Source organism: Acidothermus cellulolyticus 11B, from assembly GCF_000015025.1.
Taxonomy (GTDB): Bacteria; Actinomycetota; Actinomycetes; order Acidothermales; family Acidothermaceae; genus Acidothermus; species Acidothermus cellulolyticus.
Map to the genome: position 1 here is coordinate 250,042 of NC_008578.1, position 13,054 is coordinate 263,095.

General features: G+C 69.0%; 13 protein-coding genes. 1 reads left to right on the forward strand and 12 read right to left on the reverse strand.

Annotation, left to right across the window (positions count from 1 at the left end):
* Position 1: 1 nt before the first annotated feature.
* The 11 genes from hemL to ACEL_RS01260 form a co-directional block, all read right to left on the reverse strand.
* The gene (hemL, locus tag ACEL_RS01210; protein ID WP_011719069.1) at positions 2 to 1,315 is read right to left on the reverse strand and encodes a glutamate-1-semialdehyde 2,1-aminomutase; all 1,314 of its coding nucleotides are present in this window, start codon (positions 1,313 to 1,315) and stop codon (positions 2 to 4) included.
* Positions 1,316 to 1,361: 46 nt separating this feature from the next.
* Entirely contained in the window at positions 1,362 to 2,438 is a 1,077-nt protein-coding gene (locus tag ACEL_RS01215; protein ID WP_049751319.1) for an alkaline phosphatase family protein, read from the reverse strand.
* The gene (locus ACEL_RS01220) at positions 2,435 to 3,664 is read right to left on the reverse strand and encodes an NHL repeat-containing protein (RefSeq protein WP_011719071.1); all 1,230 of its coding nucleotides are present in this window, start codon (positions 3,662 to 3,664) and stop codon (positions 2,435 to 2,437) included. The genes ACEL_RS01215 and ACEL_RS01220 overlap by 4 nt, the downstream gene beginning before the upstream one ends.
* Positions 3,665 to 3,666: 2 nt before the next feature.
* Entirely contained in the window at positions 3,667 to 4,356 is a 690-nt protein-coding gene (locus ACEL_RS11285) for an HAD family hydrolase (protein ID WP_049751320.1), read from the reverse strand.
* The gene (gene hemB / locus ACEL_RS01230) at positions 4,344 to 5,333 is read right to left on the reverse strand and encodes a porphobilinogen synthase (RefSeq protein WP_011719073.1); all 990 of its coding nucleotides are present in this window, start codon (positions 5,331 to 5,333) and stop codon (positions 4,344 to 4,346) included. The genes ACEL_RS11285 and hemB overlap by 13 nt, the downstream gene beginning before the upstream one ends.
* 82 nt (positions 5,334 to 5,415) lie before the next feature.
* Complete coding sequence (locus tag ACEL_RS01235) at positions 5,416 to 7,002, reverse strand: bifunctional uroporphyrinogen-III C-methyltransferase/uroporphyrinogen-III synthase (RefSeq protein WP_011719074.1); 1,587 nt, start codon at positions 7,000 to 7,002, stop codon at positions 5,416 to 5,418.
* Positions 6,999 to 7,994, reverse strand: coding sequence for a hydroxymethylbilane synthase (hemC, locus tag ACEL_RS01240; RefSeq protein ID WP_011719075.1), 996 nt, complete (start codon positions 7,992 to 7,994; stop codon positions 6,999 to 7,001). The genes ACEL_RS01235 and hemC overlap by 4 nt, the downstream gene beginning before the upstream one ends.
* The gene (locus ACEL_RS01245; RefSeq protein WP_011719076.1) at positions 7,991 to 9,412 is read right to left on the reverse strand and encodes a glutamyl-tRNA reductase; all 1,422 of its coding nucleotides are present in this window, start codon (positions 9,410 to 9,412) and stop codon (positions 7,991 to 7,993) included. Before ACEL_RS01245 ends, hemC begins: the two co-directional genes overlap by 4 nt.
* Positions 9,409 to 10,281, reverse strand: coding sequence for a redox-sensing transcriptional repressor Rex (locus ACEL_RS01250; RefSeq protein ID WP_011719077.1), 873 nt, complete (start codon positions 10,279 to 10,281; stop codon positions 9,409 to 9,411). The genes ACEL_RS01245 and ACEL_RS01250 overlap by 4 nt, the downstream gene beginning before the upstream one ends.
* A gap of 127 nt (positions 10,282 to 10,408) precedes the next feature.
* Positions 10,409 to 11,656 (reverse strand): hypothetical protein, encoded by a 1,248-nt coding sequence (locus ACEL_RS01255; protein ID WP_011719078.1) that lies wholly within the window; start codon positions 11,654 to 11,656, stop codon positions 10,409 to 10,411.
* A 29-nt stretch (positions 11,657 to 11,685) separates the two neighbouring features.
* Complete coding sequence (locus ACEL_RS01260; RefSeq protein WP_011719079.1) at positions 11,686 to 11,967, reverse strand: glutaredoxin family protein; 282 nt, start codon at positions 11,965 to 11,967, stop codon at positions 11,686 to 11,688.
* Positions 11,968 to 12,073: 106 nt separating this feature from the next.
* Here ACEL_RS01260 and ACEL_RS11290 point away from each other — a divergent pair, with 106 nt between their 5' ends.
* Positions 12,074 to 12,901: a CAP domain-containing protein gene (locus tag ACEL_RS11290; RefSeq protein ID WP_011719080.1), complete on the forward strand. Its 828-nt coding sequence runs from the start codon at positions 12,074 to 12,076 to the stop codon at positions 12,899 to 12,901.
* A 35-nt stretch (positions 12,902 to 12,936) separates the two neighbouring features.
* Here ACEL_RS11290 and ACEL_RS11840 read toward each other — a convergent pair whose 3' ends face one another.
* On the reverse strand, positions 12,937 to 13,035 hold the full coding sequence (locus tag ACEL_RS11840; protein WP_003948845.1) for a 30S ribosomal protein bS22: 99 nt from the start codon (positions 13,033 to 13,035) through the stop codon (positions 12,937 to 12,939).
* Positions 13,036 to 13,054 lie beyond the last annotated feature (19 nt).

Below are 13,054 nucleotides of genomic sequence, written 5' to 3' on the forward strand. Positions count from 1 at the left end.
CTCAGCCCGGCGGCCTCGCGTCGGCTGCGGCGCGGACCGCGGCCGGAAGCGCATCGAGAATCTGGTTGACGGCGGCGTCATCGTGCGCTGCGGAGACAAACCAGGCTTCGTACACCGACGGCGGCGGATGAACACCGCGGTCGAGAAGGGCATGGAAGAACGGCGGGTACCGCCACGCCTCCTGCCCGGTGGCCTGGGCGTAGTTGCGCACCGGCTCGGTCGTGAAGAAGACCGAGAACAGGTTGCCGGCCTGCTGCACCTGGTGCGGCAGGCCGATCCGGCCGAATTCATCACGCAATGCGCGGGCGAGGACGGCGGCGACGTGGTCCAGGCGCGCATAAATGTCGGGCGTGCTCTCTCGCAGCGTCGCCAGCCCCGCCGCCACGGCAACCGGATTTCCCGACAGCGTTCCGGCCTGGTAGACAGTCCCGGCCGGGGCGAGGAGCTGCATGATGTCCCGCCGGCCGCCGAACGCGCCGATGGGCAGCCCGCCGCCGATGACTTTCCCGAAGGTGAAGAGGTCCGCCGCGACCGGGTCACGGCCCCACCAGCCCGCCGAGGACACCCGGAAACCTGTCAGCACTTCGTCGAGCACCAGCAGGGCGCCGTTCTCGTGCGCGATGTCGGCAAGTGCGCGGTTGAAACCAGGCTCGGGTGGGACGACGCCCATGTTTGCCGCAGCTGCTTCCACGATGACGCACGCAATTTCTCCGCCGTACCTTTCGAAGGCCGTCCGCACCGCGTCGATGTCGTTGTAGGGCAGGACAATCGTCTCCGCGGCTTGCCCGGGGGTGACACCAGGGGTTCCGGGAAGGCCAAGGGTGGCGACTCCGCTTCCGGCGGCGGAGAGCAGGGCGTCGACGTGACCGTGGTAGCAGCCGGCGAATTTCACCACCAGCGGCCGGTTGGTATAGGCGCGGGCAAGCCGCAGGGCGCTCATGGTGGCCTCGGTTCCGGAATTCACCAGCCGGATCATCTCGACGGCCGGAACCCGCCGGGCGATCTCCTCCGCCATTTCGATTTCCGCTTCGGTCGGCGCCCCGAAACTTGTGCCGCGTTCCGCCGCCTGCTTCACGGCCGCGACCACCGCAGGATGGGCGTGTCCGAGAATGAGCGGTCCCCATGAGCAGACCAGGTCGACGTACCGATTGCCATCCACGTCCACCAGATACGGGCCGGCGCCGGATTGGATGAACCGTGGTGTGCCGCCGACCGCGCGGAAGGCGCGGACCGGTGAATTCACTCCCCCAGGAATGCGGGCGCGGGCGCGTTCGAAACATGCGGCGGAGACGGCATCGGTGCCGGGGGAGGTCATGGGTCCATTCTTCCGAAGGCGGTTCCGGTTTCTCCGCGGGGCAGTGCTACAAGCCGAAGGCGGCGGCCAACGACGCCGCCTGTGCCGCGGCGCCCAGCGGCGGGAGGCCGAGGAGATCCTCGGTGCCGCGCAGCAGGCTGTAGTGGTCGAGCCGAGCGCTGACCCGTGTTCCGGGCTGAATCGTCGGGGCGATCACGATGGTCGGAATCCGGTTCGCGGAACCGACGCCCTCATCGAAGGTGAGGACGATGACGAGCTCACCGTTCCGGTACGTCGCCGAATTCAGCAGCATCGGCAGGGTTTCTGCCAGCCAGCGGTCACCGGCCGCCACCGAGCAGTCGTGCATGTCATGGCAGAGATTCGGCGTGACGAAGGCGAAGGACGGCAGTCGGCCGGCCGAGGCGTCGGCCGCGAGCTGCGGGTCAAGCGGCACGTCGTTGTGGAGACACTCGGCCCGCTCGTCGACGTAGTACGCGGCCGGGTTGTGTTTGACGGCGTACTCGCCCGATGACGCGGTTGCGCAGGCGTACGGCATGGACTCCTCGTACGCGCGCCAGCTCTTGCCCGCCTGGTCGATTTGGCGGAAAATCGACGGACCGGAAATCGGATGGGCGGCGGGACCGGCGTCGTCGTGCACCCCAAAGGTTGATCCTCCGGTGGCGGCGAGGTAATTCGGCAGCGACGGATGCGTGATCCCGTGGGCGTTGGTCGCCAGCCCGCAGGCATTGGCGAGCGCGTTCTCGTACGGCGCCGATGGATTGCCGATGACGGACGCGTAGTCCTTGTTCTCCAGCCAGATCCATACGACGTGCTGGTAATGCGGCGGCAATCCGATCCACCCGCACGGGCGCGCCGCCGACGGCAGACCGGACGGCGAGCCGGTCGCCGGAGGGGATTGCGCCGGGGTCGCGGCCGGCGTGGATGGGTGCGCTGCGCTGCTTCCAGGTGCGGAGAACGTTCCCGCGGACGGCAGAACCACGGCGCCGGCAGAGTGCGACGGGGTGGGAAGACCGGCCGGCGTCCGCCCGGCTGTGCAGCCTGCTGCGAGGAAACAGCAGCTGACCACCGAGGCGAGCAGCCGCAGACTCGGTCTCGTCCGGGAGTCCGCGGCGGGCCGGGTCATGGCAGGACACGGTCCAGGTACGCGTACGGCGGAAGGGGATCCAGCCCGTCGGGGATGTTCAAATATCCCGGTGCGCTGCCGGGAACGCCGGTGTGGCCGTACTGCCAGACGATGCGATTCTGTTTGGGATCGATGACGATGACCCGGTCATTGTGGTCGTCGGTGACGAGGATGTCGCCGTTCGGCAGCGCCTCGGCGAGGGACGGATACCGCAACCGGTTCGGTCCGGAGGCATACCGCCACCGCCAGATTTCGTGGCCGTAGCGGTCGAAAATCACGACCTGACCGATCGGCGAGTAGTCGACGGTGAGGTATTGGCCGGGTGCGTACTGGTTGCTGTCCGATGGATACCGCACACCCGGCGGGTGGGCCGACCAGAGGACGCGGCCGGCCGGGTCGATCTCGTCGACCCAGTCTCCGTTGATTTCCGTGACGAGGAAATTCCCGTCCGGCAGCGGGAAGACCCCATTCGGGCTCCCGTAATACGTCGGCGGGTCGTGCCGGCATACCCCGACCGTGCCGGCGGTCCAGACGGGTGCCGGCGAACCCGGGCGAAGGCGGAGGATCCGGCAGTTCTTGATGTCGGCGCTCACGACGTCACCGGTCGGCAGCATGATGGCGTCGTCCGGATTCCACAGGTATCCGGGGCCGTGGCCGGGAATTCCCGGGTGACCGTACCGCCAGACCATGGTGCGTGCCGTCGGGTCGATTTCCGTGATGACGAAATCGTCTTCCTGGGTCGCGACAATCTTCGACCCATCGCGGGTGAAGAAGGCATCATCCGGTATCAGGAACGTCTGGCCGTTCGGCAGTTCCCCGGGTTGCGGCCAGATCCAGCGGACCCGTCCCTGCGGATCGACGACTACCAGCCGGTTATTGGCCTTGTCGGCGATGAGAATCGGCCCAGGCAGCACGCTCGGATCCGAACCCGGGGCGAGATATCCCGGTTGGCCTGGTGCCGCGGGCGGCAGCCACGCGGTAAGCGCAGCCGGTTCGCGGACAGCACCTGGTGCCGGGCTGGCCACGGCGCCCGTGCTGGGGCGGGTGCCGGTGGGCGACGTCTGTGCTGGGGAGGACGACGGCGCCGAACCCGAGCCGCCCGGCCGAGCCGCCGACACCGATGTCGCCGACGGGTGCACGGGCTGATGCGCGGTGCACGCCGTACCCGCAAAGAAAAAAGCCGCCACACCGACGGCCGCGAGGCGATGTCGTCCGGTCCGGACCATCCTCATCCCCTTACGAGCTCGACCACCTCGGCTAACGAACGGATGTGCGCGTGCGCTCCCGGCGGATGCGGGCAATCGCCGTACGGGTCCAGGTGGAGCGGATGTATGCCGGCCGCCCGGGCGCCGTCCACATCGGCGAGCGCCATGTCACCGACGTGCACGACGCGGTCCGCTGAGATGCCGAGCCGGTTCAATGCGATCCGGAAGATCTCCGGATCGGGTTTGGCGTACCCGACCACAGTCGAGTCGATCACCACCTCCACCGGCACCTCGCACCGCCGCAAGGTCTCCTCGACCAAGCCGTCCGCGTTCGACACCACCGCAATGGCCACCCCGGTCGCGGCGAGGTGCTGGAGATTCTCGATGACGCCGTCAGGGACGACGTTCCACAGGCTGTACACCGGCGCGCCGAAGAGCGCGGCCAGTCCGGCGACAGCGTCGTCGCGCCGATCCGGCGGTACGTCGGCCACGGCGGCCAAATTGGCGAAGTACAGTCGCCAATCGGCCTGTCCAACCCGGTCCATCGCGGCGATTCCCGAGTAATGCGCGCGATGCAGGGTGCGAAGGTCGGGTCTGCCTCCGGCGGCACGGAGCGTGGCCGCAACCGCCCACGGATTCGGCAGCAGCAGCACGCCGCCGGCGTCCAACAACACCGCCTTGGGGCGTCCATTCTCCGGCATCAGTGCAGCCATCGGGCCGCCTCGCTTGCCCAGTACGTGATGACGATGTCGGCCCCCGCCCGGCGGATCCCGGTGAGAAGCTCGAGAATCACAGCCCGCCGGTCGATCCAACCCTGCGCCGCAGCCGCCTCCACCATCGCGTACTCACCGCTTACGTGGTACGCCGCAACGGGAATGTCAACGGCGTTGCGTACCGCGCGGACAATGTCGAGGTACGCAAGGGCGGGTTTGACCATCACCATGTCCGCGCCTTGAGCGACGTCCAGCGCAACTTCCCGCAGCGCTTCCCGCGCATTGGCGGCGTCCTGCTGGTAGCCGCGACGATCTCCGAAAGCCGGCGCACATTCGGCGGCGTCGCGGAACGGCCCGTACAACGCGGATGCATATTTCGCCGAGTACGCGAGGATCGCGGTGTCGGAGAAACCTGCGCCGTCGAGAGCGGTTCGGATGGCGCCGACCTGGCCGTCCATCATGCCGCTCGGCGCGACGACGTGTGCACCGGCCTCCGCCTGCGCAACGGCGATGGTTGCATAGCGGTCGAGGGTCGCGTCGTTGTCGACGATCCATTCGCCGGTGCGCGTCTCGCGGAGCACTCCGCAGTGCCCGTGGCTGGTGTACTCATCCAGGCAGAGGTCAGCGATCAGAACGGTGTCATCGCCGAATTCGGTGCGCAAGTCGCGCAAAGTTCGTTGAATGATCCCGTCCGGATCGTCGGCCGCCGAGCCGCGGTCGTCCTTCTGGGCCGGGATCCCGAAGAGCAGCAGGCCGCCGACGCCGGCTTCCACAGCGTCGTGGGCCGCCTTCCGCACGGAATCCCGGGTGTGCTGGACGACGCCGGGCATCGAGGCGACCGGGACCGGTTCACGGGCGTCTTCCTTCACAAACAGCGGTAAGACGAGATCCGCCGGGGTGAGGGCCGTTTCGGCGACCAGCCGCCGCAGTGCAGCGGTGCCGCGCAGCCTGCGCGGCCGGATTGGGCCGGCGTCCATCCGATCCCTCCTCTCCTCCTGCGCCGCGGGGAGATTCCTCACCCGGACGCGCTGCCGCGCGGATTCGGCGTACCGCCACGCGTCATCGAGCGCGCCGCCGGTGGCCGACCCGCGGTCGACCCGGCTTGCCGGTCCATTCGCCGGCGGCGATCGCCGCCTCGCGTTGGGCCAGGCCGAATTCCGCCAACGCGTCGACCAACGCGGCCATCGACGGTTCCGGCGCGAGGACGTCGACCCGCAGACCGTGCTCCTCCGCGGTTTTCGCGGTCTGCGGACCGATGCACGCGATAACGGTACTCGCGTGTGGTTTTCCGGCGATGCCGACGAGGTTGCGCACCGTTGACGACGAGGTGAAGCAGACGGCGTCGAAACCGCCGGTCTTGATGGCTTCGCGGATCGGGGCCGGCGGCGGTGCGGCGCGGACCGTCCGGTAGGCAGTGACGTCCTCCACCTCCCAGCCGAGTTCGACGAGGCCGGCGACCAATGTGTCCGTCGCGATGTCCGCGCGCGGCAGCAGCACCCGATTGATCGGGTCGAGCACCTTGTCGTACGGCGGGAAATCCGCAAGAAGGCCGGCGGCCGACTGTTCGCCGGAGGGTACGAGGTCCGGCTTGATGCCGTGCGCCCGCAGGATCGCCGCGGTCTGCTCGCCGACGGCGGCGATTTTGATGCCGGAGAAGGCGCGGGCGTCAAGCCCGTATTCCTCGAATTTCTCCAGCACCGCGCGGACGGCGTTCGCCGATGTCAGGGCCAGCCACTCATAGCGGCCGGTGACGAGACCGCGGATCGCCCGATCCATCTGCTGCGGCGTGCGCGGCGGTTCAACGGAAATCGTCGGCACTTCAACCGGGATCGCCCCGTGCGCCCGCAGTTTCTCGGAGAGCGCGGCGGCTTGCTCCTTGGTCCGCGGCACGAGCACCCGCCAGCCGAACAGGGGCTTCGCCTCAAACCACGAGAAATTCGCCCGATGTTTGACGACGTCACCGACGACCATGACGACCGGTGACGGCAGGCCGGCCGCTTTTACCTCCGCGGCAAGGGAATCGAGGGTGGCAACGACGGTGTGCTGTGCGGTCGTCGTCCCCCCGTGGGTCACGGCAACCGGGGTCTGTGCGTTGCGCCCCGCCGACATCAACGCCTCGGCGGCGCCGGGGATGTCGTCGACGCCGATCAGGACGGTGGTGGCGGTGGTCTTCCCGAGCTCCGCCCATTTAGGGGCCCCGGTGCGCACGTCGACGATCCGGATCTCGTGGTGGCGGGAGTCGACCAGCGGAATGCCTGCGTACGCGGGAATTCCGGTCGCCGCGGGGACGGCGGGCACGATTTCGAAGCCGATATGAGCCTTCACGCACGCGGCAATTTCGTCGTGGCTGGTATCGAGGAGCGGATCCCCTTCGACCAACCGGACGACCTGAGCACCGGATTTCGCCGCGTCCACAAGGTATTTCGCTCGTTCCGTTCTGCCGGCCGGGTTGCCGGATTCCGCGGCGGAGAAATCCGTCACAGCGGCGCCGTCGCGGAAGTGCCGAGAGACCGCCTGCGGCGGCGCGGTGTCGCAGACGATGACGTCCGCCCGGCCGAGAAGATCGACGGCGCGGAGGGTGAGGAGGTCAGGGTCGCCGGGGCCGAGCCCCACGAACGCCACCTGACCTTTGGTCGTGCTCGTCATGGTCGTCCTGTTCCTTTGTCGTGCCTGTCGGGGTCATGCGGTTCCCCCGTTTGTTTCGGAGCCTGGAGCAGCTGATCCGCCCCCGCGCGGATCAGATCGGCGGCGAGCCGCCGCCCGAGGTCGCTTGCGTCGTCCGGCGTCCCGGTCAACGACCGGCGGAATGCGGTCGTGCCGGACGGGTCGACGACGACGGCGTCCAGCTGCAGGGTGTCCGCGGTGACCACGCCCAGCGCACCCACCGGCGCCGAGCACCCCGCGCCCACGGCGGCCAGCAGCGCACGCTCTGCGGTGACCGCCGCCCGGGTCGCCGGATCGTCCAGGCCGGCGAGAATCCCGGCGAGCCGGCCGCCGTCCGCGATGTCCGCCCGGCGGCACTCGACGGCGAGCGCGCCTTGACCGGGTGCCGGCAGCATCACCGTCGGGTCGAAGAATTCGGCGGCTTCTTCCGACCGGTGCAATCGGGCAAGTCCGGCCGCCGCCACAATCAACGCGGCGTACCCGCCTGCGTGGAGTTTGCCGAGCCGGGTATCGAGGTTACCGCGGATCGGGCGAATTTCCAGATCCGGCCGGAGCAGCCGCAGTTGGGCGGCGCGCCGTGGCGATCCGGTGCCGACGATCGCACCCGTCGGCAGTTCCGCCAGCCGGCATCCCGCGCCGGTGACGAGCGCATCGCGCGGATCCGCGCGGCGCGGGATGGCCGCAATGGCCAGCTCGGGTATTTCCGCCGTCGGCAAATCCTTCATCGAATGGACGACGACGTCCACCTCGCCGCGGAGCAGTGCGGCCCGGAGCTCGGCGACGAAAACGCCGGAGCCGGCGAATTCGTGCAGGGGGACGTCGGCGTGCCGATCGCCCGTGCTCTGGATACCGACGATTTCCACCCGGCAGCCGGCGGCACGGAGGGCGCCGGCGATCTCCTCGGTCTGCGCGCGGGCGAGCGTGCTGCGCCGGGTGCCCAGCCGCAGCACGGAGAGGGCGGCGGCTGTCGTCATGGGCGGCTCTCCCGGCCGGCGTCCTGCGCCGCGGCGGCCGACGGGGGTTCAGCGTCGTCCCGCCGCGGTTCAGCGTCTGTCGCGGCTTCGTCGGTCGGTTGGTACGCCGCCCGCGCCGGGGAGTCGGTGCTGGGCTGCGGAGCGGAGATGGCGACGGGCTGGGCCGGATCGAGGTCGAAGAGCGTCCGCAGCGCCTCCGAGTAGGAATCCGGTCCGGCCAGGCCGGCAAGTTCCTGCACCCGCACGGTCGGGGCGTGCAGCAATTTGTCGACGACCCGGTGAACCGTGGTCCGAATTTCCTCGAATTGCCGCGGATCCAATTCCGGAAGCCGCTTCTCGAGGCGGCGCAATTCGGCGGCGACCACCCGGGCCGCTTTGTCGCGGAGCGCAACGACCGTCGGTACGACGCCGACGGCGGCGCGCCGGGCCACGTGCGCGTCGAATTCCTCGTCGAGGATGTGCCGGGCGTGCCGGACGTCCGCGCTGCTGGCCGTGTTCTCCAACACCGGGCGCAGCGTTTCGAGATCGACCCGGATCACGTTGGGCAACCGGTCGACGTCCGGGTCGACGTCATGCGGCAGGGCGATGTCGAGAATGCCGAGCGGATTCGTGCGCCCGGCGACGGCCTTCGTCAGGGTGGCTGCGTCGACGACCGGGTGGACCGAGCCGGTGCACGAGACGACGACGTCGGTCTCGGCGAGAAGGTCGGCGAGTTTCTCGAGCGCCGCGGCCTGCCCGTTGTACCGCTGGGCCAGCGCGGTCGCGCGGCGGAGCGTCCGACTGGCGACGGTGAGCCCGGTGATGCCCACCCGCGTGAGAGCGGCAACGGCCACTGATGCCATCGCCCCCGCGCCGATGACGAGTGCGCGGCGTCCGGCCAAGGGGCCCAACCGCTCGCTGAGAATCTGCAACCCGACGTCCACCAGGGTCTGTCCTGCGGAATCGATCCGCGTCTCGGCGCGCACCCTGCGGGCGGCGTGCAGGGCGTCCTGGACGATTGCGTGGAGGTCACGGCCGGCGTAACCGCGTTCTTGCGCGAGCCGGAACGCGTCGCGGACTTGGCCGACGACTTGGTGTTCGCCGATCAGCATGGAGTCAAGTCCGGCGGCCACCGCGAAAAGGTGCTGCACAGCGCGGTCGTCGTAATGGACGTGCACGTGGCCGGCGATCTCGTCGAAATTGACGTTGCCGTGCCGGCTGAGCAATTCGGAGATGAGGGTCAACGCAGGATGGAATTTCTCGACGCACGCGTAGATTTCCACCCGATTGCAGGTCGAGAGCACCATTCCTTCCCGGACCACCGGGGAACCGACGAGATCGTCGAGAAGCTTCGTGGCCTGATCGGAATCCAGAACGGCCCGTTCAAGCAGGGAGAGCGGCGTTCCGCGATGCGACACCCCGACGACGAGCAGGCTCATCGCAGCACCCCCGCCGTGCGGTCCGCCTCTTCGGCCAGCGGACGGCGCGCCGAGCCGACGGAGAATTCCGTCGTCCGCGGCCGCGGCGCGGATCCGTTTCTCGGCGTCGCCGGCTGAGGTGCTGCGGCGGGTGGCGTCGCCGGGTCCGGCTGGAGGTCCCGTCGGAATTCGGAATCCGGCGTGTCGCGGCGGGTCTGATGGTCCGTGCCGTCGTGCAGGGCCCGCCGCTGGGCGTGGAAGGCTAGGATTTGCAGCTCTGTCGAGAGATCGACCTTGCGAATCTCCACAGTCGGCGGCACGACGAGAATCGCCGGCGCGAAATTCAGGATGCTGCGAATGCCGGCCCGCACCAAGCGGTCGCAGACCTCCTGGGCTGCGGCCGCCGGCGTTGCGATGACACCGATCGCCACCCGCTCGGCCGCCACGATCTGTTCCAGGTCGGCAATGTCGTGGACGATGAGCGAGCCGACGCGACGTCCAATCTGGCGCGGGTCGGCGTCGAAGAGGCAGGCGATCCGGAAGCCCCGGCTGGCGAAACCGCCGTAATTCGCCAGCGCCCGCCCGAGGTTTCCGACTCCGACGATTGCGACGGCCCAGTCCTGGGTGAGGCCGAGTTCCCGGGAGATCTGATAGATCAGGTAATCGACCTCGTATCCCACGCCCCGGGTGCCGTAGGAGCCGAGGTGGGAGAGGTCCTTGCGAAGCTTGGCGGGATTGACCCCGGCCGCGGTCGCGAGATGCTGCGACGAGACGGTTGCGACGCCGGCGTCCGCGAGATTCTGCAAGACCCGTAGGTACACGGGAAGACGGGCGATCGACGCCTCGGGAATGCCTCGCGTGCTGGTGGACCGCGTTGTGGTGGAACGCACCGGATCTCCGCTGGGACGTGAGCTGCCTCCAGGGTACGACTTTGTGAACGCACGCACAAAATCCGGCGATCTTGATGGGAGTGTGCCGCCGACGATGGGTCGGCGCGAACCGGATCCGCTCAGCCGGTCACCCGGAGGACGGGCTGGGCACCGGGTTCCCGGCTGGGGTCGGCGAGGCGGGAAGCCCTGCGGCGTCCGACGGCACCGGGGGCGCCGTCGCTTCCGTCCCAGCGGGCGCAAGATATGCGGCGGCCACGGCAATGACCGGAAGGACGTCTGCGGTCGGCGGAGCGTCACGGATGGTGAAGAACCAGGCGGGGAGCAGGATCAGCCGGACGCCGGCCGGCGACGACTGGTCCCAGTCCAGCTGCAGGCCGAGGTGCGCACCCGTGACGATCACCGGTTGCGGTGGGCGGCACACCGGCATGGGGAGTGGCATTGGCGCCGGCGGTTCCGGCCGGGAGCGGCCGGTGGCCGGCTCACCCTCGGGCACCGGCTCACCCCCGGTTGCCGGCTCACCCTCGGTGGCCGGGTTCCCTTCGGTGGCGAGCGGGCAGGCAATGGCGGGGGCGACGATCGGTCGCCGGGCCAGGTCGTCGAACGCCGCCTGGGCGCTGCGCAGGGGATACACCGGCCCTTCGATCGGGCGTGTGAGCCAGCCGGTGGCGTTGACGATCCCGACGGCGTCGACGTCCAGGCGGGTCGCCATGCCCCACGTGGGGAATCCGCCGACGACAGGGTCGATCACGAAATGCACGACGTCACCGGCGATGTCGACGTCCGGTTCGCCCAGGTGCAAGAAGGCGCGAATGCCGGCTATGGCGGTACGCGCCTGCGCAACGTTGGGGGTTCGCGGCGTCGGTTGCGCGCCGAGGTCTGCCGCGGTTGCGACGGCGCACGCTACTCCCGAACCGGCGTCGAGCGGGTCATCGACGTCCACGACGTAGGGCGGGCAGTCCGGCGTCCGGGTGAACGCCCACAAGCCTGTGTCCCGCCGCACCCGCAATTCGCCGGCCGGTGAGGTCACGACCCAGCCGTACCGGTGAGCGTCCGGTGCCGCTGTCAGACCGAAGTGCTGAGCGAGTTCCGCGACGTCCTGCTCGGTCACCGAAGTGTCCGGCCACCGCCAGACGGCGGCGTGATCTGGACCATCCGGGAGCGAACCCACCAGCCGGTAACCGGCAACGGACGCGGACGGCGCCGCGTATGCGGCGATCGGCCCGTGCTCCGGCACGCCGGCGACGTGCAGCAGCGGCACCGTCGACGCCGGCGCGGCGCACGCCGCGACGGACGCGACGAGAACCGCCGTGACGGGCACGACGCGCGGAATGGATCGCATGCTGCTTGGACGCCGGCCGGTGGCGTCGGGTTTCACGGTGCGCACCCGGGCGGTGCGCCGCGGTGTCAGGCCGGGCGGGAGGAGCCGGCGCGGAGCGCGGCGCGGAGTTGATCCGCGGTGATCCGCCAGTGGCCGACCTCGATGTCGTTGACGAGAACGACGGGGATGAGTTCGCCGTACTCGCGGAGATCCTCCGGATCAGCCCGAATGTCACGCTCGACGAAACCAATGCCGAATTCCGCCGTTATCGCCGCAACGATGACCCGCGCCTCGTCGCACAGGTGACATCCGGGCTTGCTGAGCAAGACCACGTGAGGCGTTCCGGCGGCCGATGCACCCACAGTCACCGGCCCATTTTCTGCATTCCGTTACGGCGAGCTCAAGACCGCCCTGCGCCGCGTCGAGGCATCAAACGTCAGTGTCGCCTGCACCGAGGGAGGAACCCGGCCCGCCATGCACGTCGCGGCGTTCACCCGCCGGGCCGGTCTCCGCCTCGGCTCCGGAATCGCATGCCTGTCGGTGATTTTCACCGGAATTCTTGCGGCTGCTTCTCCGGCGTGGGCAAGCCCGGCATCCGAGCTTGCGGCGGCTACCAATGCCGCGCGCCTTAGTGCCGGCCTGCCGGCGCTCTCGGTGGATGCCGGAATGTCGGCGGTGGCCCAGAGTTGGGCCAATCATCTTGCCGCCACCCAGGTGCTCGCGCACAATCCGCAGGTGCAGACGCAGATTTCCAACTGGGTCGTGCTGGGGGAGAACGTCGGGATGGCGATGGACATCCCCAGCGTGCAACAAGCATTCATGAAAAGTGCGGAGCACCGCGACAATATTCTCAATCCGGCTTTCACCCAAATGGGTGTCGGTGCGGCGAGCTCGACGTATCCCAGTTGCGGCTGCACTGTGCTCTGGGTGGTGGTCGATTTCCGCCGTCCGATGACCACCGCCCCGTCATCGCCGGTACCCCCGGCACCGCGGACAGCGTCGCCGCTCCGGTCGTCCGCTCCGGTACCCCCGACCAGAAATCAGCCGCAACCGCAAACACCAGCAGCGACGTCGTCGTCAGCACCGGTGCGCGCCGCCGTTCCGGCGTCTGCGGTTTCAACAGGGCCGGCGCCGGACGCCTCGCCGCACCAGGCTGCGCCGCCGCCTCCCTCGCCGGCCGATTCCCTCGGTACCGGTCTTGCTGAAATTGCGGCAAGTCCCAGCCCACCGCTCACGGCGGCACCGGATCCCGTGAGCCGACTGCTGACATTTGTTTCTCTCGTCACCCAGCTGTCTGGTTAGACGCTCGGTGACGGCGGGCGCAAGAGCCTCGTGGTCTATTTCTTGTTGCGCCGCTGCACGCGGGTGCGCTTCAGCAACTTGCGGTGCTTCTTCTTCGCCATGCGCTTGCGGCGCTTCTTGATGACTGAACCCACGAGGTGCTCGCTTTCTCCA